The sequence below is a fragment of the Sphingobium sp. DN12 genome (genome assembly GCF_051058005.1).
Lineage (GTDB): Bacteria > Pseudomonadota > Alphaproteobacteria > Sphingomonadales > Sphingomonadaceae > Sphingobium > Sphingobium yanoikuyae.
Genome location: NZ_CP173717.1, coordinates 4,157,445 through 4,178,776, shown reverse-complemented (window position 1 = coordinate 4,178,776; position 21,332 = coordinate 4,157,445). Strand labels below are relative to the sequence as shown.

The 21,332-nt window shown below is 65.0% G+C and carries 26 protein-coding genes; 6 read left to right on the top strand and 20 right to left on the bottom strand.

Annotated features, from left to right (window positions below):
- Positions 1–39: 39 nt before the first annotated feature.
- Together acs and ACI6S0_RS19835 are read left to right on the top strand one after the other, a co-directional pair.
- Positions 40–1,983, top strand: coding sequence for an acetate--CoA ligase (gene acs / locus ACI6S0_RS19840; protein WP_434404067.1), 1,944 nt, complete (start codon positions 40–42; stop codon positions 1,981–1,983).
- Between the two features lie 118 nt (positions 1,984–2,101).
- Positions 2,102–2,614 (top strand): cytochrome b, encoded by a 513-nt coding sequence (locus tag ACI6S0_RS19835; protein ID WP_434404066.1) that lies wholly within the window; start codon positions 2,102–2,104, stop codon positions 2,612–2,614.
- Positions 2,615–2,748: 134 nt separating this feature from the next.
- Here ACI6S0_RS19835 and ACI6S0_RS19830 read toward each other — a convergent pair whose 3' ends face one another.
- Positions 2,749–3,957 carry a UbiH/UbiF/VisC/COQ6 family ubiquinone biosynthesis hydroxylase gene (locus tag ACI6S0_RS19830; RefSeq protein WP_125985592.1) on the bottom strand — a complete coding sequence of 403 codons (1,209 nt, stop codon included), beginning with the start codon at positions 3,955–3,957 and terminating at the stop codon, positions 2,749–2,751.
- A 98-nt stretch (positions 3,958–4,055) separates the two neighbouring features.
- Positions 4,056–5,147, bottom strand: coding sequence for a branched-chain amino acid aminotransferase (locus ACI6S0_RS19825; protein WP_004209406.1), 1,092 nt, complete (start codon positions 5,145–5,147; stop codon positions 4,056–4,058).
- 154 nt (positions 5,148–5,301) lie between these two features.
- On the opposite strand from ACI6S0_RS19825, the gene ACI6S0_RS19820 reads away from it, so the two are divergent.
- Complete coding sequence (locus ACI6S0_RS19820; protein WP_313336829.1) at positions 5,302–6,327, top strand: threonine aldolase family protein; 1,026 nt, start codon at positions 5,302–5,304, stop codon at positions 6,325–6,327.
- Complete coding sequence (locus ACI6S0_RS19815) at positions 6,317–7,252, top strand: DMT family transporter (RefSeq protein WP_434404065.1); 936 nt, start codon at positions 6,317–6,319, stop codon at positions 7,250–7,252. The genes ACI6S0_RS19820 and ACI6S0_RS19815 overlap by 11 nt, the downstream gene beginning before the upstream one ends.
- On the opposite strand, the gene ACI6S0_RS19810 is transcribed toward ACI6S0_RS19815, so the two are convergent.
- The 12 genes from ACI6S0_RS19810 to ACI6S0_RS19755 all read right to left on the bottom strand — a co-directional run bounded on the left by ACI6S0_RS19810 (position 7,242) and on the right by ACI6S0_RS19755 (position 15,892).
- Positions 7,242–7,400 carry a hypothetical protein gene (locus ACI6S0_RS19810; protein WP_004209402.1) on the bottom strand — a complete coding sequence of 53 codons (159 nt, stop codon included), beginning with the start codon at positions 7,398–7,400 and terminating at the stop codon, positions 7,242–7,244. The genes ACI6S0_RS19815 and ACI6S0_RS19810 overlap by 11 nt on opposite strands.
- Before the next feature lie 77 nt (positions 7,401–7,477).
- Positions 7,478–8,293: an SDR family NAD(P)-dependent oxidoreductase gene (locus tag ACI6S0_RS19805; RefSeq protein ID WP_434404064.1), complete on the bottom strand. Its 816-nt coding sequence runs from the start codon at positions 8,291–8,293 to the stop codon at positions 7,478–7,480.
- 25 nt (positions 8,294–8,318) lie between these two features.
- Positions 8,319–8,681 carry a HesB/IscA family protein gene (locus tag ACI6S0_RS19800; RefSeq protein WP_017503694.1) on the bottom strand — a complete coding sequence of 121 codons (363 nt, stop codon included), beginning with the start codon at positions 8,679–8,681 and terminating at the stop codon, positions 8,319–8,321.
- Entirely contained in the window at positions 8,681–9,142 is a 462-nt protein-coding gene (locus ACI6S0_RS19795) for an SUF system Fe-S cluster assembly protein (RefSeq protein WP_010335502.1), read from the bottom strand. The genes ACI6S0_RS19800 and ACI6S0_RS19795 overlap by 1 nt, the downstream gene beginning before the upstream one ends.
- Positions 9,139–10,359 carry an aminotransferase class V-fold PLP-dependent enzyme gene (locus tag ACI6S0_RS19790; RefSeq protein WP_434404063.1) on the bottom strand — a complete coding sequence of 407 codons (1,221 nt, stop codon included), beginning with the start codon at positions 10,357–10,359 and terminating at the stop codon, positions 9,139–9,141. The genes ACI6S0_RS19795 and ACI6S0_RS19790 overlap by 4 nt, the downstream gene beginning before the upstream one ends.
- Complete coding sequence (locus ACI6S0_RS19785) at positions 10,356–11,108, bottom strand: SufD family Fe-S cluster assembly protein (protein WP_434404061.1); 753 nt, start codon at positions 11,106–11,108, stop codon at positions 10,356–10,358. Before ACI6S0_RS19785 ends, ACI6S0_RS19790 begins: the two co-directional genes overlap by 4 nt.
- Positions 11,105–11,851 carry a Fe-S cluster assembly ATPase SufC gene (gene sufC / locus ACI6S0_RS19780; RefSeq protein WP_434404060.1) on the bottom strand — a complete coding sequence of 249 codons (747 nt, stop codon included), beginning with the start codon at positions 11,849–11,851 and terminating at the stop codon, positions 11,105–11,107. Before sufC ends, ACI6S0_RS19785 begins: the two co-directional genes overlap by 4 nt.
- Before the next feature lie 171 nt (positions 11,852–12,022).
- On the bottom strand, positions 12,023–12,478 hold the full coding sequence (locus tag ACI6S0_RS19775) for a hypothetical protein (protein ID WP_434404059.1): 456 nt from the start codon (positions 12,476–12,478) through the stop codon (positions 12,023–12,025).
- Positions 12,479–12,513: 35 nt separating this feature from the next.
- Positions 12,514–12,792, bottom strand: coding sequence for a hypothetical protein (locus tag ACI6S0_RS19770; RefSeq protein ID WP_434404058.1), 279 nt, complete (start codon positions 12,790–12,792; stop codon positions 12,514–12,516).
- Positions 12,793–12,809: 17 nt separating this feature from the next.
- Positions 12,810–14,294 carry a Fe-S cluster assembly protein SufB gene (sufB, locus tag ACI6S0_RS19765; RefSeq protein WP_434404057.1) on the bottom strand — a complete coding sequence of 495 codons (1,485 nt, stop codon included), beginning with the start codon at positions 14,292–14,294 and terminating at the stop codon, positions 12,810–12,812.
- Positions 14,291–14,701 (bottom strand): RrF2 family transcriptional regulator, encoded by a 411-nt coding sequence (locus tag ACI6S0_RS19760; protein WP_004209390.1) that lies wholly within the window; start codon positions 14,699–14,701, stop codon positions 14,291–14,293. Before ACI6S0_RS19760 ends, sufB begins: the two co-directional genes overlap by 4 nt.
- Positions 14,702–14,947: 246 nt before the next feature.
- Entirely contained in the window at positions 14,948–15,892 is a 945-nt protein-coding gene (locus ACI6S0_RS19755) for a helix-turn-helix domain-containing protein (protein ID WP_434404055.1), read from the bottom strand.
- A 346-nt stretch (positions 15,893–16,238) separates the two neighbouring features.
- Here ACI6S0_RS19755 and ACI6S0_RS19750 point away from each other — a divergent pair, with 346 nt between their 5' ends.
- Positions 16,239–17,291, top strand: coding sequence for a quinone-dependent dihydroorotate dehydrogenase (locus ACI6S0_RS19750; RefSeq protein ID WP_434404054.1), 1,053 nt, complete (start codon positions 16,239–16,241; stop codon positions 17,289–17,291).
- A 70-nt stretch (positions 17,292–17,361) separates the two neighbouring features.
- Positions 17,362–19,071 (top strand): gamma-glutamyltransferase, encoded by a 1,710-nt coding sequence (ggt, locus tag ACI6S0_RS19745; protein WP_434404053.1) that lies wholly within the window; start codon positions 17,362–17,364, stop codon positions 19,069–19,071.
- A gap of 46 nt (positions 19,072–19,117) precedes the next feature.
- Here ggt and ACI6S0_RS19740 read toward each other — a convergent pair whose 3' ends face one another.
- From ACI6S0_RS19740 to ACI6S0_RS19715, 6 genes are read right to left on the bottom strand one after another with little or no spacing between them, the layout of a single operon-like run.
- Positions 19,118–19,615 (bottom strand): hypothetical protein, encoded by a 498-nt coding sequence (locus ACI6S0_RS19740; protein WP_125998070.1) that lies wholly within the window; start codon positions 19,613–19,615, stop codon positions 19,118–19,120.
- A 51-nt stretch (positions 19,616–19,666) separates the two neighbouring features.
- On the bottom strand, positions 19,667–20,101 hold the full coding sequence (locus ACI6S0_RS19735) for a SufE family protein (RefSeq protein ID WP_099230634.1): 435 nt from the start codon (positions 20,099–20,101) through the stop codon (positions 19,667–19,669).
- A gap of 47 nt (positions 20,102–20,148) precedes the next feature.
- Positions 20,149–20,382: a hypothetical protein gene (locus ACI6S0_RS19730; RefSeq protein ID WP_434404051.1), complete on the bottom strand. Its 234-nt coding sequence runs from the start codon at positions 20,380–20,382 to the stop codon at positions 20,149–20,151.
- 28 nt (positions 20,383–20,410) lie between these two features.
- Positions 20,411–20,662 (bottom strand): hypothetical protein, encoded by a 252-nt coding sequence (locus tag ACI6S0_RS19725; protein ID WP_007708693.1) that lies wholly within the window; start codon positions 20,660–20,662, stop codon positions 20,411–20,413.
- A 30-nt stretch (positions 20,663–20,692) separates the two neighbouring features.
- The gene (locus ACI6S0_RS19720; protein WP_037508090.1) at positions 20,693–21,004 is read right to left on the bottom strand and encodes a hypothetical protein; all 312 of its coding nucleotides are present in this window, start codon (positions 21,002–21,004) and stop codon (positions 20,693–20,695) included.
- A gap of 28 nt (positions 21,005–21,032) precedes the next feature.
- Positions 21,033–21,323: a hypothetical protein gene (locus ACI6S0_RS19715; protein ID WP_004209379.1), complete on the bottom strand. Its 291-nt coding sequence runs from the start codon at positions 21,321–21,323 to the stop codon at positions 21,033–21,035.
- Positions 21,324–21,332: the final 9 nt, after the last annotated feature.

Sequence of the window (21,332 nt, the reverse complement as noted above, 5' to 3'; positions counted from 1 at the left end):
CAAGCGCATGGAATTTAGCGCACAGGAAAGGATAGCTGGATGTCTGACGATTTCTTCCCGGTTCCCTCCCAATGGGCCGCCCAGGCCCTGTTGGACCGGGAAGGCCGCGCGGCCGATTATGCACGCTCGATCGAGGACGCCGACGCCTATTGGCTGGAGCGGGCGCAACGGCTGGACTGGATCACGCCGCCGACCAAGGCCGACGAAAGCAGCTTTCATGAGGCGGATTTCGGCGTCAAATGGTTCGCCGACGGTGAACTGAACGTCAGCGCCAACTGCATCGACCGGCATCTGGCCGAGCGGGGCGACCAGGTTGCCATCATATGGGAACCCGACAGCCCGGATGCTGACGTGCGTCGCTACACCTACAGGCAAGTGCATGAGGAAGTCTGCCGCCTTGCCAATGTGCTGAAGGACGCGGGCGCGCGGAAGGGCGACCGCATCACCGTTTATATGCCGATGATCCCCGAGGCGGCCTTTGCCCTGCTGGCCTGCGCGCGGATCGGGGCGATCCACAGTGTCGTGTTCGGCGGCTTTTCGCCCGAGGCGCTGGCCGGGCGTCTGGTCGATTGCGATTCGACCATCGTCATCACCGCCGACGAAGGGCGCCGGGCCGGCAAGACCGTACCGCTGAAGGCCAATGTCGACGCCGCGCTGGCCGAGGCACCCTGCGTCAACAAGGTCGTCGTCGTGCAGGCGACCGGCGGCGCGGTGCAGATGCAGGAGGGGCGCGACATCTGGCTGCATGAGGCCGCGGCGCAGGTATCGGCCGACTGTCCGCCGGAACCAATGAATGCGGAAGACCCGCTGTTTATCCTCTACACCTCAGGCTCGACCGGCAAGCCCAAGGGCGTGCTGCATACGAGCGGCGGCTATCTGCTGTGGGCGAGCCTCACCCATGAACTGTGCTTCGACTATCGGCCCGGCGACATCTGGTGGTGCGCCGCCGACATCGGCTGGGTCACGGGGCACAGCTATATCGTCTACGGCCCGCTGGCGAACGGCGCGACGACCCTGATGTATGAGGGCGTGCCCAATTGGCCGACCCCGGCGCGCATCTGGGAAGTGGTCGACAAGCATCAGGTCCACACCATCTTCACCGCCCCCACGGCGCTGCGCGCGCTGATGAAGGAGGGTGACGATTATGTGCATTCCACCAGCCGTGCCTCGCTGCGCGTGCTCGGCACGGTCGGCGAACCGATCAATCCCGAAGCCTGGCGCTGGTATCATGGCGTCATCGGCGAAGGCCGCTGTCCGATCATCGACACCTGGTGGCAGACCGAGACCGGCGGCGCGATGATCGCGCCGATGCCCGGCGCCACCGACCTGAAACCCGGCAGCGCCACCCTGCCGATGCCCGGCGTCATTCCCCAGATATTGGATGGCGACGGCGCGGTGCAGGAGGGCGCGACCGAAGGCAATCTGGTGATCGCGGGCAGCTGGCCGGGCCAGATGCGCACGGTGTGGGGCGACCATGACCGCTTCTTCCAGACCTATTTCACCACCTTTCCCGGCAAATATACCACCGGCGACGGCGCGCGGCGCGACGCCGACGGCTATTACTGGATCACCGGCCGGGTCGACGACGTCATCAACGTGTCGGGCCACCGCATGGGCACGGCCGAGGTCGAGAGCGCGCTGGTGCTGCATGAAAGCGTCGCCGAGGCGGCGGTGGTCGGCTTCCCGCACGACATCAAGGGCCAGGGCATCTATGCCTATGTCACGCTGAACGCGAACGAGGAACCGAGCGACGATTTGCGCAAGGATCTGGTGAAATGGGTGCGGACCGAAATCGGCCCGATCGCCACGCCCGACGCGATCCAGTTCGCGCCCGGCCTGCCCAAGACGCGTTCGGGCAAGATCATGCGCCGCATCCTGCGCAAGATCGCCGAGGGCGAAGTGTCCGCGCAGGCGCTGGGGGACGTTAGTACACTTGCCGATCCGTCGGTTGTGGATAATCTGGTCGCCAATCGTCAGGGATAAAAGACACGCCGGATAAGGACCTTATCGCCGCCGTGCGTATCCTTTCGACATAGCTGGGCCGTGCGGGCGGGGTAGCGCGCGCAGGGCCCAGGCGAGACTTCCGTAAAAGGAGCAGCCCATGGCCCGTTACACGTCCGTCGCCCGCCTGTTGCACTGGATCATCGCGATCCTGATCCTGGTCAATCTGTGGCTGGGCTTTGCCCATGACAGCCTGCCCAAGGAATGGAAGGTGATGCCGGTCCACAAATCGATCGGCCTCACTGTGCTGGCGCTGACGATCCTGCGCATCGTCTGGCGGCTGGGGCACAAGCCGCCGGCGCTGCCGGCCGCGATGCCGGGCTGGGAGAAGCTGGCCGCCAACCTCACCCATTTCGCCTTCTACGCCTTCATGCTGATCGTGCCGCTGTCCGGCTGGATCATGTCGTCGGCGGGCGAACGGCCCCTGAACTGGTTCTTCCTGTTCGACGTGCCGAAATTCGGCGTGGCCAAGGGCGATGCGATCGTCGGCATATCGCACGAGGCGCATGGGCTGATCCCCTGGCTGTGGAGCGCGCTCATCATCGTCCACATCCTGGCGGCGCTGCGCCATCATTTCATGCTGAAGGACGGGGTGCTGCGGCGGATGCTGTGATCTCCCTCTAAAGTCATGCTGAACTTGTTTCAGCATCCATCAGGCCCGGCAGGCGGTTGGCCTGCTGGGAGAAATGGACCCTGAAACAAGTTCAGGGTGACGATGATGGTTAAGCGACTATAGCTCGCCTGCCCTTACACCATCTCGCCGGCGAGCAAGCGCGGGAGGGCGCCGGACTGGCCGCGGGCTTCGGCCATGAAGCGGTTCTTGAGCAGGCTGGTGCGCTGCACGGCGGCAAGGCCGGCGCGGCGGACCAGCGAGGGCAGCTTGCCGGGAATGTCGAACAGGCGAACCAGGCCATCCATCGCGACGCTGGTCATCATCGTGTCGAGCCCGCGCCAGCGCTGGTAGCGGGCGAGCAGCTGCGCATCGCCCGGATCGAGGCCAAGGCGCATGCCTTCGACCAATACCTCGACCAGCGCCGCCACGTCGCGGAAACCGAGATTGAGGCCCTGTCCGGCGATCGGGTGGATGGCATGGGCGCTGTCGCCGACCAGCGCGAGGCGGGTGTCGGTGATGCGCGCGGCATGATGGAAGCCGAGCGGATAGGAGGAGCGCGGGCCGGCCAGGCTGATCTCGCCCAGGAAGCCGCCGATGCGCTTCTGCATTTCGGCGAGCCAGGCGCGTTCCGACAGCTTGAGCATCGCCGGCGCCTGATCGGTGGGCACGGTCCACACCACGGCGGATCGGGTGCCCGGCAGCATCGGCAGCAGCGCGAGCGGGCCGCCGACATAGAAGATTTCATAGGCGGTGTTGGCGTGCGGCACCTCATGGTCGATCGCGGTGACCATGGCGGTGTGCTTATACTGCCAGCGGGTGGTGTTGATGCCCGCCGCCTCGCGCGTGGGGCTGTTGCGCCCTTCCGCCGCAACCAGCAATGCGCCGTGGATCGTCGCGCCGTTCTGCAGCGTCAAGGTGACGCCATCGGCATTGCGATCGACATGGACGGCACGATCGGGCTGGAAGATGGTGAGGTTTTCGACCTCGGCTGCGGTCTGCGCCAGCGCGATGCGCAGGTCGCGATTGGGGAACATCGTCCCCATCACGCCATCATCCGCGTCCGGCACGAAGTCGAGCGCGCCCGGCTCCAGCCCGTCGCTGACCCAGATACGGTCGATCGGGCAGCCCTTGCCTTCCAGATGCGCGCCGACGCCGATCGCCTGGAGCATGGCATGGCTGGTCGAGCTGATCGCCGAGACGCGGCCGTCGAAACCGGCGGCCGTGGCCTGCACGGGATCGGCCGGATCGATCACGGCGCATTGCACGCCATGGCGCGAAAGAGCGATGCCCAGGGTGAGGCCAACCAGGCCCCCGCCAAGAATGACGACGTCGAAGCGTTGCATGGGCATCTGTCTAGGCGCTTGAGAGCGCTTTGAAAAGCATCGCCCCCGCTTTCGGGGTGAAAGCGGGGGCGACATTTTGTCTCAGGTGAGAGGCGGGATCAGAGCGTGCGGACCCAGCCGGCCGGATCGGCCACGCTGCCGCGCTGGATGCCGGTCAGTTCGGCGCGCAGGCTTTCGGTGACCAGGCCGCCATCGCCATTGCCGACGGTGAAATCGCCGTCGGTGCTCTTGACCGTGCCAATCGCCGTGACGACGGCAGCGGTGCCGCAGGCGAATGCCTCGCGCAGCTTGCCGCTGGCGGCGTCGGCACGCCACTGGGCGAAGCTGTAGGGCTCCTCGCGGACCTCATGCCCCTTGGCGCGGGCGAGGCTGATGATCGAGTTGCGGGTGATGCCGGGCAGGATGGTGCCGGTCAGCGGCGGGGTGACGATCGAGCCGTCATCCATCACGAAGAAGACGTTCATGCCGCCCAGTTCCTCGACCCACTTGTTCTCGGCGGCGTCGAGGAAGACGACCTGGTCGCAACCATGCTTGATCGCTTCCTTCTGCGCGACCAGCGACGCGGCATAATTTCCGCCGCACTTGGCCGCACCGGTGCCGCCGCGCGCAGCGCGGGTATAATGTTCCGACACCCACAGGGTCACGGCCTTCTTGCCGCCCTTGAAATAGGCGCCGGCGGGCGAGGCGATGACGCAGAAGATATATTCGTTCGACGGGCGCACGCCCAGGAAGGCTTCGCTGGCGAACAGGAAGGGGCGCAGATAGAGGCTGCCCTCACCCGAGGGGATCCAGTCCGCATCGATCTTCACCAGCTGCTCGACCGCTTCGAGGAACATGTCTTCCGGGATCGCCGGCATCGCCATGCGTTCGGCGGACTCGGCGAAGCGACGGGCATTTTCCTCCGGCCGGAACATGGCGACGCTGCCGTCGGCCAGGCGATAGGCCTTCATGCCCTCGAAAATTTCCTGAGCATAATGGAGCACGGCGCAGGCCGGATCGAGCTGGAACGGCTCGCGCGGACCGACGCTGTGGCTGTGCCAGCCCTGCCCCTCGGTATAGCGGATGGTGACCATATGGTCGGTGAAGAGCCGGCCGAAGCCCGGATCCTCCAGAAGTACCGCGCGCGCGTCCGCCGCCACAGCCTTGCTGCTGGGGGTAACGGTAAAGCGCGACTTCTGTTCGACGTCCATGGTGAGTCTCCTTATGCGTTGGACGGGGGCGCCTATGTCACATCCGGCCCCGCGAAACAATTGGTCATATATACTGACCAATTTTGGAATAAAGAGCCAAGGCGCCGTCGCTGGCCTCTTCCCGTCCCAGCGCGCGCCCTGTATCGCATGCGCCATGCACTTCTTTTCGGACAATGCCACCCCGATCTGCCCCCAGGTGATGGCCGCCATCGCCGGCGCGGACCATGCCGACCATGGCTATGACGGCGACGCGTGGAGCGCGCGGCTGGACGGCGCCTTTTCCGACCTGTTCGAGACGCCGGTGAAGGCGCAATGGATCGCCACCGGCACGGCGGCGAACAGCATTGCGCTCGCCTGTCTGTGCCCGCCCTATGGCGGGGTGATCTGTCATGAGGAAGCGCATATCGTCGTCGACGAATGTGGCGCGCCGGGTTTCTACACCCATGGCGCCAGCCTGATGGCGCTGCCCGGTGTCGGCGCCAAGCTGTTGCCCGATGTCGTGGAGGCGAGGCTCAAGGCGATCCGCCCCGACGTGCATCAGGTGCCGGCGCGGGCGATCAGCATCACCAATGCGACCGAATATGGCATGGTCTATACGCCGGACGAAGTCGCGGCGCTGGGCGAGATTGCCAAGGCCCATGGGCTGGGCTTCCACATGGACGGCGCGCGCTTCGCCAATGCGGTGGCCCATCTGGGCTGCGCGCCCGCCGACGTCACCTGGCGGGCGGGGATCGACATACTCTCCTTCGGCTGCGTCAAGAATGGCGGCATGGTAGGCGAGGCGCTGATCTTCTTCGGTCCCGAGCGTGAGGCGCGGGCGGCGGAAGCGGCGCGCTGGCGCAAGCGGGCCGGCCATCTCTTTTCCAAGGGGCGCTACCTCGCCGCGCAGATATTGGCGATGGTCGAGGACGGGCTGTGGCTGGACAATGCCCGCGCCGCCAATGGCGCGGCGCAGGCGCTGGCGCAGGCGGCGGCCGGGCGACTGATGCATCCGGTGGAGGCCAATGAGCTGTTCGTCTGGCTGACCCCGGCGGAAGCGGCGACGCTGCGCGCGCAGGGCTTCGATTTCTATGACTGGGGCGAAGGCGCGGCGCGGCTGGTGACCAACTGGTCGCAGGATGCGCAGAGCGTCGCGCCGCTGGCCCACGCGATCCGGGCATTGGGGCATCATGACGCCTGACGACAGGGCACGGCGCGGGATGGAGCGGGGCGGGATGGAGCGGGGCGGCATCGCCCTGCCCTTCATCCTCGTCACGCTGATCTGGAGTTCGACCTGGATCGTCATCCGCGACCAGCTGGGCAGCGTGCCCGCAAGCTGGTCGGTCTGTTATCGCTTCCTGCTGGCGGGTGTGGCGATGGCCGCGTTCGCACGGATGCGGGGCGTGTCGCTCAATATCGGGCGGGCCGGCCTGGTCTTCGCCGCATTGCTCGGCACGGCGCAGTTCGTGCTCAATTTCAACTTCGTCTATCGCGCCGAAGTCTATCTGACGTCCGGCGTGGTGGCGGTGGTCTATGCAATGTTGCTGATCCCCAACAGCATCCTGGCCTGGATCTTCCATCGCCAGCCGGTCAGCCGGGCCTTCATCGGCGGGTCGGTGATCGCGACGGCGGGCATCGCCATGATGCTGGTGCATGAATATCGCTTTGCCGGGATCGATCCGGACAAGGTGGTGCTGGGCGCGGCCTTTGCCTGTGCCGGGCTGATGAGCGCATCGACCGCCAATGTGATGCAGGGCATGGACATCGCCCGCCGGCTGCCGATGATCGCGGTGCTGGCCTGGGCGATGCTGATCGGCGCCGGGATCGACGCGGCCTTTGCCTGGATCACCACCGGGCCGCCGGTGATCGAGCCGCGGATCGGCTATCTGCTGGGCATAGGCTGGCTGGCGCTGGCGGGATCGGTCGTCACCTTCCCGCTCTATTTCGGGCTGATCCAGCGCATGGGCGCGGGTCGGGCCGCCTATACCAGCGTGCTGATCCCGGTGATCGCGATGCTGATCTCCACGGTGGTGGAGGGCTATCGCTGGAGCGGGCTGGCCGTGCCGGGCGCGCTGCTGGCGATCGCCGGCATGGTGATCGCGCTGCGGGCGAAAACTAGAGCCTGACGCCGCCGGGCTGGTAGCGCAGCTTGGCCATGTTGAGGCGGGCGATCAGGCTGCTGAGCGATTCCGGCGCGGGGGCCGCGCGATCGGGCACGGACATGGCGTTGATGCGGTCACCGAGCGTGGAAACAGTCTTGTCGATGCTGGTCATGACACACCCTTGTTGATGCGGTAATCCCGCTTTCGGCGCACGCTGGTTAACGGGGCGTAAACCATGCGACGAACCGATCAGCAAGGCTGATTTTCTTCCACAAGACAGGCCCTTAGACCTTCGACATGGGTGGGGTAAAGAGGTTTCCAATCAAGCAGCCGACGCGCCCGGCCATTGGCGACGCGGCGGTTTTCGGCATAGAAGGCCAGCGCCTGGGGCGAGAGGTCGGCCTGTTCCAGCGACAGCAGCGGCGGTAGCGGCTGGCCCAGCAGTTCGCAGGCGGTGGCGATCACATCATTCTGGGCGCAGGGCCGGTCGTCGGCCAGATTATAAGCGCCGGGCGGGCCGTCGAAGGCGGCGATGATGCCGCCGACGATATCGTCGACATGGACACGGCTGAATATCTGTCCGGGCAGCGCGATACGGTGCGCCTTGCCGGCCCGGACGCGATCGAGCGCGGAGCGGCCGGGACCATAGATGCCGGGCAGGCGGAAACGCCGGACATCGGGCCGCAAGGCGCCCCAGTCGAGATCGGCGCGGGCGCGGGCAGTGCGACGCCCCTGCCCCACGGGGCTTGCCTCATCGACCCAGGCGCCGGCGGCATCGCCATAAACGCCGGTCGAGGAGAGATAGCCGACCCAGAGCGCCGGCGCGGCGGCGATCGCGGTACCATAGCGGGTAAGGACGGGGTCGTCTTCGCCCTCGGGCGGGACGGAGGAGAGGATATGGGTGGCGCCGGCGATGGCGGCGCGGACGGCGGGTTCATCGTCGAAGGCGATCGCCTGGGCATCGGCGCTGCGGCGGACGCCCGTCACCTGCCAGCCCTCGGCCCGCAGTCGGGCGGCGAGGCGGGAGGCGCTATAGCCCATGCCGAGGATCAGCATGTGCAGCATCGGCGCCCTCCCCTTGAGGCCAGTATCAGACCGTGAAGCTCTCGCCGCAGCCGCAGCTGCCCTTGGCATTGGGATTGGCGAAGACGAAGCCGGCGGTGAAATCATCCTCGACCCAGTTCATGGTCGAACCGATGAGATAGAGGACCGAGGCACCGTCAATGTAAAGGACACCGCCGGGGGTCTCGATCTTCTCGTCGAACTTGGCTTCTTCCGTCACATAGTCGACCGAATAGGCAAGGCCCGAGCAGCCGCGCTTGGGGGTCGAGAGCTTGACCCCGATCGCGCCTTCGGGCGCCTGCGCCATCAGCTCTGCGATGCGGCCTTCGGCGCTGGGCGTCAGCATGACGGCGGCGGGGCGGGCGCGGGTCTTGGTGGTCGTCTCGGTCATCAGAGCATTCCCAGTTCGAGCTTGGCTTCGTCCGACATCTTGCCCGGATCCCATGGCGGATCCCAGACCAGGTTCACCTCGACATCGCCGACGCCGGGCACCGCGCCGACGCGCAGTTCGACTTCGCCGGGCATGGATTCGGCGACCGGGCAGTGCGGCGTGGTCAGCGTCATGGTGACGACGGCATGGCCGTCGCTGGTGACGTCGACGCCGTAGATGAGGCCGAGATCATAGATGTTGACCGGGATTTCGGGGTCGAAGATTTCCTTCAGCGCATCGATAATGCCGTCATAGAGATCGCCGCCCGGCTCGCCGGCCGCGACTTCGCTGGGCTTCTGCGCCAGGAAACCGTCGAGATAGTCGCGCTGGCGCGGAGCGGCCTCCGCCTCTTCCACGCGTGCCTTGGGCGGGGTTTCCACCGCGTCCACTTCTTCCACCATGAACTTCTTTTCCTCGGTCATCCGAAGATCTTCCTTACCCGTTCGATACCCTTCACCAGCGCATCCACGTCGCTGTCGTCGCTGTAGATGCCGAAACTGGCCCGTGCGGTCGCCTCGACGCCCAGATGCCGCATCAGCGGCTGGGCGCAATGATGACCGGCGCGGATCGCGACACCCGTTTCATCCAATATGGTGCCGACATCGTGCGGATGAACCCCCTCCACCTCGAAAGAAAGGATGCCGGCCGAATCTTCGGGGCCAAAGACGCGCACGCTGTTGATCTGGCTGATCGCGGTGCGGGCCTTGGCCACCATGGCGCATTCATGGGCGTGGATGATGTCGAGGCCGATGCCCTGCACATAGTCGATCGCAGCCGACAGGCCGACGACGCCGACGATATGCGGCGTCCCAGCCTCGAACCGGGTCGGCGCGGGGGCATAGGTGGTCTTTTCGAACGTCACCTTGTCGATCATCGATCCGCCGCCCTGATAGGGGGGCATGGCGTCCAGCAGTTCCTTGCGGCCCCACAGCACGCCGATGCCGGTTGGGCCATAGAGCTTGTGCGCGGAGAAGACGTAGAAGTCGCAGTCGAGCGCCTGCACATCGACGGCGAGGCGGGGGACCGCCTGGCAACCGTCGATCAGGATCTTGGCGCCGACCATATGGGCGATGTCGGCGGCGCGGCGGCAATCGAGCACACTGCCGAGCACGTTCGACACATGGGCGAGCGCGACCATGCGGTGCTGCGGCGTGATCATCGCGCGCATCGCGTCGAGATCGATCCGGCCATCTTCCGTCAGCGGCACCACGTCGATCTGGGCGCCGACCTTTTCGGCAACGATCTGCCAGGGGACGATATTGCTGTGATGTTCGAGGGTCGACAGCAGGATGCGGTCGCCGGCCTTCAACTGCGTGCCGGCCCAGCATTGGGCGACCAGATTGATACCCTCGGTCGCGCCGCGGACATAGACGATCTCGCTGTCCGACGCGGCGCCGATGAAGCCGGCGACCTTGCGCCGGGCGGCCTCATAGGCGAGCGTCATATTGGCCGAGCGTTCATAGACGCCGCGATGCACGGTGGCATAGTCCGGGCCATAGGCACGGGCGATCGCGTCGATCACGGCGGTCGGCTTCTGCGCGGTGGCGGCGCTATCGAGATAATGCCAGTCGCCCCCATTCCCATCTAAAAGGCCGGGGAAATCGTCCCGCAGGCGCAGGCCTTGGGCGAGATCGGTCATACCAGCGTCCCCAGCTTGGCGAGCGCCGCTGCCTCGAACCGTTCGCGCAGATCGTCCTGCACGACATCGTCAAACACGCCGGCGACGAAGGCCTTGAGCAGCAGCGTCTTGGCGGTGGCTGGGTCCATGCCGCGCGACGCCATGTAGAAGAGGGCCTGCTTGTCCAGTTCGCCGACGGTCGCGCCATGGGCGCATTTCACGTCGTCGGCATAGATTTCCAGTTCCGGCTTGGCGTTAGCCGTAGCGGTGCGGTCGAGCAGCATCGCCTTGATCGACTGGAAAGCGTCGGTGCGCTGGGCATCGCGGGCGACATTGATGCTGCCGAGATAATTGCCGGTGGCATGGCTACCCAGGATCGAGCGGACGGTCTGGCCGCTGGTCGCGTCGGGCTGGGCATGGGTGACGCTGGTGATGATCTCCAGCGTCTGCTCGCCACCGCCGATGATCGCGCCGTTCAGCTCGAAATGACTGCCCTTGCCGAGCGTGACAGCGAAGGTGACACGTCCCAACTTGCCGCCAATGTTGAGCAGATGGAAATCGAACCGGGCACCGTCAGCGATATCAATGACATAGTCATGCACAGCGGTCGCGCCATCGGCCGCATCCTGCAACAGATGGTCATGCGCGCTTTCGCCCTCCGCCACCGTGATCCGGGTCGCGGCCGGCACCGGCCAGGCGGCGGCGAGTGCGTCAAGATCGCTGTAACGCCAGGCTTCATCCTTGCGCGTGGGGAGAGCGAGGAGGGTCACGCCGCGATCACCTCGGAATAGCCTTCGCTTTCGAGCTGCAGCGCCAGTTCGGGGCCGCCCGACTTCACGATCCGGCCGGCGGCCAGGACATGGACGAAATCCGGCTTCACATAGTCGAGCAGGCGCTGATAATGGGTGATCAGCAGCACCGCCTTGTCAGGCTTGCGCATGATCGCATTGATGCCCGCGCCGACGGTCTTGAGCGCGTCGATGTCGAGGCCCGAGTCGGTTTCGTCGAGGATGGCGAGCTTGGGATCGAGGATGCCCATCTGCACCATTTCGGCGCGCTTCTTCTCGCCGCCGGAAAAGCCGACATTCACCGGACGCTTGAGCATCTCCATGTCGAGGCCGAGCAGGCCGGCCTTTTCCTTGGCCAGCTTGATGAACTCGCCGCCGTTCAGTTCCTTCTCGCCGCGCGCGCGGCGCTGCGAATTGAGGCTTTCGCGCAGGAACTGCAGGTTGGAGACGCCGGGGATCTCGACCGGATATTGGAAGCCCAGGAACAGGCCGGCAGCGGCGCGCTCATGCGGGTCCATGGCGAGCAGGTCTTCGCCCTCGAAGGTCGCGGTGCCGCCGGTGACTTCATAGTTCGGACGGCCGCCCAGCGTGTAGGCGAGGGTCGACTTGCCGGCGCCGTTCGGCCCCATGATCGCGTGGATTTCGCCGGCATTGATCTGGAGCGACAGGCCCTTGAGGATCGCCTTGCCGTCGATTTCGTTGGTGAGATTGTCGATATTAAGCATGATTTTGTCCCGGCAAAGCGGCTTGGATTTCAATCCTCCCCTGGAAGGGGAGGGGGACCACGAAGTGGTGGAGGGGTATCACCCTATCGAGAGGGGGACACCCCTCCGTCTGGCCTGCGGCCAGCCACCTCCCCTGCAAGGGGAGGATGGGATGGATGGCCCCCACCGCCCTTAGTCCTTGTGCGCGCGCTGGAGCGTCCGCGCGGTCCAGAAGGCCATGTCGCGCACGTCGCCCGGCGCAGGGAAGAGCGTGTCGATATGGCGCTTGATCGGCATATAGGGCCACCAGTCGGCGTCCGGTTCCGGCGCGCCCTTTTCCAGCAGCGCGACGACGAATTCGCTGACCGGGCCCATGCGGGCGAGGTTGGGGGCCTTCGCCTTGTGGAAGGCCTTGTCGCTCCGCAGCTTCTCGGTCATGGCGACATCGCCCTTTTCCAGCGCATCGCGGCATTCGGCCTGATAGGCGTCGAGATCGCCGAAATCCTTGACGGCGCGGGCGGCAAGCTCGCCCTCTTCCAGCTCATAATCCTCGGTCAGGATGCGGATCGCGGCGGTCCATGCCTGGCCATTGCCGACATCCTCCGCGAAATCGGCGAGGGCATCCTGGATATCGTCTTCGTCGCTCAATTGTCCGTCCTTCAAGCTCTCAAATTCATCGATCGTCAAAACCAGATGCTATGCATCCGCTTGAGAAATGCTTCATCCGAAACGGGGAAACCGGAGGCATCGCCGATCACAGAATCAATCCCGCATTCCGGACACATGGCCGTGCCGTCATCATCTACCCAATCGTCTATCCGGGCAGCAGGGAAACTCGTGCAGCAGTAGAAGCAACCAGCGATATTGCTGGCTTCCAGTTCCTGCCGATGATTAGCGCAATGGACATGCGCCTCCACCTCGGCACCGCCCTGTCGCTTCAGTTCAGCAAGCCGGGCAGCCACTGCATCAGATGCCCTTGTCACCCCACGCTGCCTTCCAGGCTGATGCCGAGCAACTTCTGCGCTTCCACCGCGAATTCCATCGGCAGTTGCTGCAGCACCTCCTTGGCGAAGCCGTTGACGATCAGGCTGACCGCGCTTTCCTGATCCAGGCCGCGCTGCATCGCGTAGAAGAGCTGGTCGTCGCTGATCTTGCTGGTGGTCGCTTCATGCTCGATCTGGGCGCTGGGATTGCGCACCTCGATATAGGGCACGGTGTGGGCGCCGCACTGGTCGCCCAGCAACAGGCTGTCACACTGGGTGAAGTTGCGCACGCCCTCCGCGCCCGGCGCGACGCGGACGAGGCCGCGATAGGTGTTGTTGCTGCGGCCCGCGCTGATCCCCTTCGACACGATGGTCGAGCGACTGCCCTTGCCATTGTGGATCATCTTGGTGCCGGTGTCGGCCTGTTGCAGATTGTTGGTGAGCGCGACGGAGTAGAATTCGCCGACGCTATTCTCGCCGTTCAGCACGCAGGACGGATATTTCCAGGTGATGGCAGAGCCGGTTTCGACCTGGGTCCAAGACACCTTGCTGTTGCGGCCCTGACAGAGGGCGCGCTTGGTCACGAAATTATAGATGCCGCCCTTGCCGTCCGCGTCGCCCGGATACCAGTTCTGGACGGTCGAATATTTGATCTCCGCATCGTCGAGCGCGACCAGTTCCACCACGGCGGCGTGCAGCTGGTTTTCATCGCGCATCGGCGCGGTGCAGCCTTCGAGATAGGAGACATAGGCGCCATCGTCCGCGACGATCAGCGTGCGTTCGAACTGACCGGTATTTTCCGCATTGATGCGGAAATAGGTCGACAATTCCATCGGGCAGCGAACGCCCTTGGGAATGTAGACGAAGGTGCCGTCGGAGAAGACCGCGCAGTTCAAGGTGGCGAAGTAGTTGTCGTGCATCGGCACGACCTTGCCCAGCCACTTCTTTACGAGGTCCGGAAATTCGCGCACCGCCTCGCTGATCGAGCGGAAGATGACGCCCGCTTCCTCCAGCTCCTTGCGGAAGGTGGTGGCGACCGAAACCGAGTCGAACACGGCGTCGACCGCGATCTTGCGGCTGCCCTTCACGCCGGCGAGCATTTCCTGCTCGGCGATGGGGATGCCGAGCTTCTGATAGGTGGCGAGGATTTCGGGATCGACCTGATCCAGCGAATCCAGCTCCACCTTCTTCTTGGGCTCGGCGTAATAATAGGCGTCCTGATAATCGATCGGCGGGACGTTGAGCTTCGCCCAGTCCGGCGCTTCCATCTTCTGCCACATGGCAAAGGCCTTCAGGCGCCAGTCGAGCAGCCATTGCGGCTCATTCTTCTTGGCCGAGATGAAGCGGACCGTATCCTCGTTCAGGCCCTTGGGCGCGAAATCCTGCTCGATGGCCGACGACCAGCCATGCTCATAGGTGGAGGCGCGCTCGGCGGCCTCCAGCGCTTCCTGATTACGGACGGTGCTCACTTCTTCAGTCATGCCATTTCTCGTGTCAGGCTGGCGATGGTCACGTTCGCGAGCGCTTCGCGGATCGCGTTGTTCGCCAGATTCATGTGCGGACGGATGCGGCAATCCTGTTCCAGATTGCAGTCATGCGCCCCCTGTTCGCTGCATGCGGTCATGGCGATGGGGCCTTCGACCGCCTCCACCACGTCCGCCAGGGTGATCGTCGCGGGCGGGCGCGACAGGCGCACGCCGCCACCGGTGCCCCGGCTCGATTCGAGCAGACCCGCCGCCGACAGCCGGCTCACCAGCTTCTGCGCGGTGGGCAGCGGGATGCCGGTTTCGGCGCTGAGCGTAGTCGCATTCATCTTGGCCGCACCGCAGTGGCGGGCGGCGGCAGACATCAGCACGACGGCATAATCGGCAAAGCTCGATAATTTCATGCGTGTTGCGAACCATTCTCAAATCAGATCGAATCAATCCGATTGGGCATGTGGTCCCACTCGCCCCCGGAATCAAGGCATTTTTCCTACCGTGGGAGTCTGTTTGGAAAATGCGCGAAAGAGCGCATTTTCAGAGCCGCACCAGCCCACACCCCCACCCGGCCGCCCATCAGGGTACCATGTCTGGGAGGCCGGGTGGGGGTGTGGGCTGGTGCGGATGCGCCAAAGGCGCAGTCCAAACGGCGATCAGCTCAGCCGGTTGAGCACCGCGACATCGCCGCCCAGTGTGCGGCGGAGCAGAGTGAGCTGGACCACGGCGGTTGGCTCGGTCTGGAGCTGGTGCGGGGTCATGCCGATGAAATGCTTGATCTCGCGTATGAAATGCGACTGGTCGTAGAAGCTTCCATCGTCGCACAGGGCCTGCCAGCTTTCATGATCGAGCGCGATCCGCGCGCTGCAGCGCAGGGCACGATATTTGCGGGCGAGCAGCTTGGGCGGGGCGCCATAGAGTTTGTTGGTGATGCGGGCGAGCTGGCGCGGCGACAATTCGGTCATCTCGCTCAGCACCTCGATCCGGGGCGAGCCTTCGCCGATCAGCCAGCTGTCGATCGCCCGCAGGATCGCCCAGGTCGCTTCGGGCAGCGGCTTGATCCGTTCGGCGAGGAAGGACCAGGTGAGCGCGGCCATGGCGTCGCCATCCTCCATGCGCTGCAACTGGGCGAGCAGGTCGAGAAAGCCGTGGTCCCGTTCCGCCGCCAGATCGCACAGGCCATCAGCCAGCTTGTCAGCGTCGCCACCATGCAGCGCCAGCCAGCCAGCCGGCAGCAGCGACACGCCCAGCAGCCGGGTCGGGGCATCCAGTTCGAAGCGGGTTGCGCCCTGCGTGGGGCCGATCAGGCCGACGGCGGGGGGCCGCTGCACCGATCCATCCTGGAAATGATAGCGCCCATCGCCCCGCAGCATCAGCCGCAGCTGCGCGACATCGGCGCGGGTGACATCGGCATAATGGTCGGCCGCCACGGAAAATATGTAGAGCGAGCCGAAATAGGGCCGGACCTTTTCCGGCGGGGTGAAATAACGCAAGCGGACCGGGCCCTGTTCGGCATCCACCGAATAGGACAATGGCCCGCGATTATCCGGCACCACCCCCCGCGCCGCACTCAGCGGCAAATCCCAATGTTGCGGCCCCATAGTTTCACCCCAGTGGCGGCATTATGAGCGCGGCCAGCGACCGTGCAAGAGCCATGACGTCACCATGACGATTTTTCGCCACAGCGTTGCAACAAAAAAAATGACCCGGCAGCTTTCACTGCCGGGTCAGGAAAAGGTCTCATCAGCCAAAATGGCCTAGAGCCTTCGGGTCGCAAGACGGCTTTAAGCCCGAATCGGTGGAAGATTATTGGACAGATCGGACATCTGACGACCGAAAAGGATCGCATTCATGACGTTTTCTGTCATGAAATGACGCAAGGGAATATGTTGTTGCAATAACGCAACACGACTCGACCTGCGCAGGCACCGCTGGCATAGCGCGGCCATGTCCTATCGCCTGATCCGTCCGCTCTTCTTCGCGCTCGATGCCGAGCGCGCCCATAATCTGTCGATCGCGCTGCTGCGGATGATGCCGACCCCGGCCCCGCTGAAGGCCGACCCGATGCTGGCACAAACGGTGGCGGGCATCGCCTTTCCCAATCCGGTGGGCCTGGCGGCAGGCTATGACAAGGATGGCCGGGTCGCGCACAAGATGCATGGGCTGGGCTTCGGCTTTGCCGAACTGGGCACGCTGACCCCGCTGGCACAGCCGGGCAATCGCCAGCCGCGCCTGTTCCGCCTGGTCGAGGACAGGGCCGTCATCAATCGCTTCGGCTTCAACAATGGCGGCCAGGGCGCTGCCGCCGACCGCATCGCCCGCTATCGCCGACCGGTGGGGGATGGACCGGTGATCGGCATCAATATCGGCGCCAACAAGGAAGCGACGGCGGCCGGGCGCGCCAATGCCGACTATGCCACCGGCGTCACCTGCATGGCACCGCTGGCCGATTATCTGACGGTCAATATCTCGTCGCCCAACACGCCGGGGCTGCGCGCGCTGCAGGGCCGGGCGGCACTGGACGATTTGCTGGGCGCTGTGATGGCGGCGCGGCCCGCAGGCGGCCCGCCGATCTTCCTGAAGGTCGCGCCCGACCTGGAGCCGGCCGATATCGAAGATATCGCAGCCGCCTGCATCGACCACCGGGTCGACGCGCTGATCGTATCCAACACCACCATCACCCGCCCGGAGCTGCAATCGGTCCATGCAGGTGAAACCGGCGGCCTGTCGGGCGCGCCGCTCACCGACCTGTCGCTGGGCAAGCTGCGCGATTTCCGCCGACTGCTGGGCAACCGGCTGCCGCTGATCGGCGTCGGCGGCATCGCCAATGCAGAGCAGGCCTATGCCCGCATCCGCGCCGGCGCATCGCTAGTCCAGGTCTATAGCGCGCTGGTCTATGAAGGCCCCTATCTCGCCAGGCGGATCAATGATGGCCTGAAAGCGCTGATGGCGCGCGATGGCGTGCGGCATATCGGCGACGTGGTGGGGATCGACGCCTGATCCGTCCTTCCCGGACATGATCGAAACAAGACGGGTTGCGAAACGAAATGCGAGCTTTAGGGTGCCGGCCATGACCTCCCGCCTGACCGGCCTGCTGGCCCCCTTCGCCCTGATTGCCCCCCTTGCCCTGGCGCCCGTAACCGCCCTGGCGCGCGAGCCGGTGGCGTTGAATGCCACCGTGTCCGCCGCCGATCCGCGCGCGGCCGCGGCGGGGCAGGAAATATTGCGCAAGGGCGGCAGCGCCACCGATGCGGCGATCGCGATGATGCTGGCGCTGAACGTGGTCGAACCGCATAATAGCGGCATCGGCGGCGGCGGCTTCCTGATGCACCACGACGGCGCGAGCGGCGTGCTGGAATCGATCGACGGGCGCGAGACCGCGCCGGCCGCCGCCCGGCCCGACCGCTTCATGGGCGCGGATGGCAAGCCCCTGCCCTTCGTCCAGGCCTGGCCGGGCGGCTATTCGGTCGGCGTTCCGGGCAATCTGCGCATGGCGTGGGAAGCCCACAAGAAATGGGGCAAGCTGCCCTGGGCCGACCTGTTCCAGCCGGCGATCCGGCTGGCCGACGACGGCTTCCAGCTGGGCGAGCGCACCGCCACGGCGCTGAAAGCGTTGCAGAATATCTGGGCCGATTTCCCCGAAATCCGCAGCTATTACTGGATCGACGGACAATTGCCGGCGGTCGGCACGACATTGAAGAACCCGCCGCTCGCCGCCCTGTTCAAGCGGATCGCGGCGGAAGGGCCGGACGCCTTCTATCTGGGCGAGAATGCGCAGGCGATTGCCAAGGCCGTCACCAATGCGCCCCGCAATCCGGTGCCGATGACGACCGACGACCTGGCCAATTACCAGGTCAAGGACCGCAAGCCGGTATGCGGCCATTATCGCGTCTATACGGTGTGCGGCATGGGGCCGGCGTCGGCCGGCGGCATCACCGTGCTGCAGGTGCTGGGCATGGTCGAGCGCTTCCCGCTGGCGCAGTGGGGCAAGGATGATCCGCGCTCCTGGCACGTCATCGGCGAAGCGATGCAACTCGCCTATGCCGATCGCGACACCTGGCTGGGCGATCCCGAATTCGTCCATGTGCCGATCGCCGGGCTGATCGATCCCGCTTATTTGAAGCAGCGATCGGGCGAGATCCGGCTGAACAAGGCGCTCACTGCCTACAAGCCGGGCCTGCCCGCCGGGGCGCAGCCGCGCACCAGCGCCCTGCCCCAGCCGGAAAGCGGCACCAGCCATTTCGTCGCGGTGGACCGCAATGGCGACATCGCCGCCTGGACTTCGACGATCGAGAGCTTCTTCGGCAGCCAGCTGGTCGCCAATGGCGTGGTGCTGAACAATGAGCTGACCGATTTCAGCTTCACGCCCGAGAAGAATGGCGCGCCGGTCGCCAACCGGGTGGAACCGGGCAAGCGGCCGCTGTCGTCGATGTCGCCGACGATCGTCTATGACGACAAGGGCATGCCGATCTTCACCGTCGGCGCGGCCGGCGGCAAGACCATCATCATGCAGGTCGCCAAGGCGCTGATCGCCCATTTCGACTGGGGCCTGTCGGCGCAGGATTCGATCGCGCTGGGGCTGGAATTCTTCAATGGCGAGGGGCTGGTGCTGGAACAGGGCACGTCGCTGGAGGCGATGAAGGCGCCGCTGGAGAAACTGGGCCACCGCGTCACCATCTCGCGCCTGGGCCTCAAGGCCAATGCGGCCGAACGGACCGCCGACGGCCACTGGATCGGCGCCGCCGACCCGCGCAGCCCCGGCGTATCGCTGCAGGAATAAGGCAGGCGATCATGGCGAGCGCAGCGTCGCGCTCGCCAGTCGCGCGTCAGGCGCCCTTCTTGAGGTCGAGCCCGGCGACGTTGAATTCGAACGGGAAGCGCTGGTCTTTCGGGCCGACGGCAAGATCGACCTTCAGGCTCTTCGCCTTGGCGATCGCCTCATAGGCGTTCTGAGAGGGCATGATCTCGATCCCGTCCTTCGCTTCGGTCATGCGGCCCTTCCAGCGATGGGCCTTGCCATCGTCGGTGGTGGCATCGACCGCGCAGTCGGACAGGTCGCACTGGAAGGGCGCGCCGACCAGCTTCACCGTCACCGTCTTTTCGCCATTGGACATGGGCTGGACCATCAGCACCGAGAAGGTGTCGGCGGCGGTCATGGTCTGCACGCTGTTGGCGCTGCCGATATAGGCGACCTTCTGGCTGGCGCCGGCGGTTTCATATTTCCAGACCTGGCCGATCTGGTCGCGCTGGGTCGGTTCCTTCTTGTCCCCGCCCGAACAGGCGGCCAGCAGGCCGAGCATGGCGAGGGGCATGATATGGCGCATTGTCGCATTCTCCTTGTCAGGCAAGAACGCGGGGATGCGCGGGAGTTTCCGTCAGGCGTAGCGGGCGGCGGTCTCGCGGATCAGGGCGATCATGTTGGGAATGCCCTGGGTGCGGTTGGAGCTGAGCTGGTTTTTGAGGTCGAAGGGGGCCAGCGCGCCTTCGATATCGGTCGCGCCGATCTCTGCCGGGGCGCGGTCCTGCACGGTCAGCAACACCAGCGCGATGATCCCCTTGGTGATGGCGGCATTGCTGTCGGCGAGGAAATGGAGCCGGCCATCGTCGAGCACCGTGGGATAGACCCAGACCGCCGCCGAACAGCCCCGCACCAGCGTCATATCGGTCTTGAGCGCGTCGGGCATATCCTCCAGCCCCCGGCCGAGATCGATCAACAGGCGATAACGATCATCGGCGTCGAGAAATTCATATTCTTCCTGGAGGTCGGCCAGAACGGGCATCGGGGCGGGCTGATCGGTCATGCCGCCCATATAGGGGGAAAAGCGGTGTGGGAAAGCCGCTTTTCCCCGCCGGCGGATCAGAGATCGACGCCGGCGGCGATGGCTTCGAGCTTGCGGATGCGTTCCTTGAGGTCGGCAACCTCGATCCGGGCGGCGGCCGAGGGCGGCGCAGCTTCCTCGCTGCGGCGATTGAGTTCCGCCCGCTTGAGATCGAGCCAACCATTCCAGCCGCGCAGCGATGCGAAGGCGACGATGGTGAGGCCGGCGAGGCCGGCGGTGGCCATGGTGAGGTAGAAGAGGGGATCCTGCATGATGTCCTCCCTGTGTCCTTTGCCGCGATCAGTCGCGGTCCTTGAGCTTCTCGAATTCGCGCTCCAGCGCGGTCGAACTGTCGGTGGCGAGCCGTTCCAATACGGCAACCCGGTCCTTGAGCGCCTTCACTTCGGCGCGGAGGCGTTCAGCCTCCGGATCGGGACCGCGCTGGATGAAATCCTCGCCCTTGTGGCGGCGCACGACGCCATATTTGGCGCGGACGACGCTGGCGATGGCGGTGATCGCGACGATGGCGACGACCATTTCAAACGGATTCATGTTTGTCCTCCCTTGAGGCGCGCGGGGCGATCAGTTCGCCGGGCCGCGCAGCCGCTCGATTTCGCGATTGAGCTGATGACTTTCATCGGTGACGATCCGCTCGACCACGGCGAGCCGGTCCTTCATCGAGCCGATTTCGGCGCGCAGCTGGGCATTTTCCTGGCTGATCAGCTTGATGCGCTCGACCAGTTCCTCATTCTTCTGCGGATAGACCGCCTTGCCCCAGCTATTTTCCAGCGGGTAGCCGTGCCGGATGCGAAGCCAGGTGGTAAAAACCCAACCCGCGACACCCAGCGATCCGACGATGACCGCAGCAGGCGCAAGAACTTCAACTGGAACCATGATCTTTACTCCCCTTGCCTGGTCAGCGTCAGCGCAGCGCGTCGATATCGCGCGCGGTCCGGGCGGCGGGATCGGTGGCGATCCGTTCGAGGACTGCGATGCGTTCTTCGAGGCGGCTGATGCGGCCAGTCAGCTTTTCGTTTTCACTTGAAAGAAGGTCGATTTTTCGACCGGCGTCGGGATCTGTTCGATGAACGGTGCCCGTCCATTCATTTTCAACCGGATAACCATGGCGGGCACGGACCCAGGTGGTGAACATCCAGCCCAGCGTCGACATGGCGATGATGGCCAGAACGAAGGTCGGTCCTGCGAAATTCATGGCCTTAAC

Excerpts from the sequence above, each read along its gene's own strand:
- acs (WP_434404067.1), top strand. The coding sequence starts at position 40 with ATGTCTGACGATTTCTTCCCGGTTCCCTCCCAATGGGCCGCCCAGGCC.
- ACI6S0_RS19835 (WP_434404066.1), top strand. The coding sequence starts at position 2,102 with ATGGCCCGTTACACGTCCGTCGCCCGCCTGTTGCACTGGATCATCGCG.
- ACI6S0_RS19830 (WP_125985592.1), bottom strand. The coding sequence starts at position 3,957 with ATGCAACGCTTCGACGTCGTCATTCTTGGCGGGGGCCTGGTTGGCCTC.
- ACI6S0_RS19825 (WP_004209406.1), bottom strand. The coding sequence starts at position 5,147 with ATGGACGTCGAACAGAAGTCGCGCTTTACCGTTACCCCCAGCAGCAAG.
- ACI6S0_RS19820 (WP_313336829.1), top strand. The coding sequence starts at position 5,302 with ATGCACTTCTTTTCGGACAATGCCACCCCGATCTGCCCCCAGGTGATG.
- ACI6S0_RS19815 (WP_434404065.1), top strand. The coding sequence starts at position 6,317 with ATGACGCCTGACGACAGGGCACGGCGCGGGATGGAGCGGGGCGGGATG.
- ACI6S0_RS19810 (WP_004209402.1), bottom strand. The coding sequence starts at position 7,400 with ATGACCAGCATCGACAAGACTGTTTCCACGCTCGGTGACCGCATCAAC.
- ACI6S0_RS19805 (WP_434404064.1), bottom strand. The coding sequence starts at position 8,293 with ATGCTGCACATGCTGATCCTCGGCATGGGCTATAGCGCCTCCCGCCTC.
- ACI6S0_RS19800 (WP_017503694.1), bottom strand. The coding sequence starts at position 8,681 with ATGACCGAGACGACCACCAAGACCCGCGCCCGCCCCGCCGCCGTCATG.
- ACI6S0_RS19795 (WP_010335502.1), bottom strand. The coding sequence starts at position 9,142 with ATGACCGAGGAAAAGAAGTTCATGGTGGAAGAAGTGGACGCGGTGGAA.
- ACI6S0_RS19790 (WP_434404063.1), bottom strand. The coding sequence starts at position 10,359 with ATGACCGATCTCGCCCAAGGCCTGCGCCTGCGGGACGATTTCCCCGGC.
- sufC (WP_434404060.1), bottom strand. The coding sequence starts at position 11,851 with ATGCTTAATATCGACAATCTCACCAACGAAATCGACGGCAAGGCGATC.
- sufB (WP_434404057.1), bottom strand. The coding sequence starts at position 14,294 with ATGACTGAAGAAGTGAGCACCGTCCGTAATCAGGAAGCGCTGGAGGCC.
- ACI6S0_RS19760 (WP_004209390.1), bottom strand. The coding sequence starts at position 14,701 with ATGAAATTATCGAGCTTTGCCGATTATGCCGTCGTGCTGATGTCTGCC.
- ACI6S0_RS19755 (WP_434404055.1), bottom strand. The coding sequence starts at position 15,892 with ATGGGGCCGCAACATTGGGATTTGCCGCTGAGTGCGGCGCGGGGGGTG.
- ACI6S0_RS19750 (WP_434404054.1), top strand. The coding sequence starts at position 16,239 with ATGTCCTATCGCCTGATCCGTCCGCTCTTCTTCGCGCTCGATGCCGAG.
- ggt (WP_434404053.1), top strand. The coding sequence starts at position 17,362 with ATGACCTCCCGCCTGACCGGCCTGCTGGCCCCCTTCGCCCTGATTGCC.
- ACI6S0_RS19740 (WP_125998070.1), bottom strand. The coding sequence starts at position 19,615 with ATGCGCCATATCATGCCCCTCGCCATGCTCGGCCTGCTGGCCGCCTGT.
- ACI6S0_RS19735 (WP_099230634.1), bottom strand. The coding sequence starts at position 20,101 with ATGGGCGGCATGACCGATCAGCCCGCCCCGATGCCCGTTCTGGCCGAC.
- ACI6S0_RS19730 (WP_434404051.1), bottom strand. The coding sequence starts at position 20,382 with ATGCAGGATCCCCTCTTCTACCTCACCATGGCCACCGCCGGCCTCGCC.
- ACI6S0_RS19725 (WP_007708693.1), bottom strand. The coding sequence starts at position 20,662 with ATGAATCCGTTTGAAATGGTCGTCGCCATCGTCGCGATCACCGCCATC.
- ACI6S0_RS19720 (WP_037508090.1), bottom strand. The coding sequence starts at position 21,004 with ATGGTTCCAGTTGAAGTTCTTGCGCCTGCTGCGGTCATCGTCGGATCG.
- ACI6S0_RS19715 (WP_004209379.1), bottom strand. The coding sequence starts at position 21,323 with ATGAATTTCGCAGGACCGACCTTCGTTCTGGCCATCATCGCCATGTCG.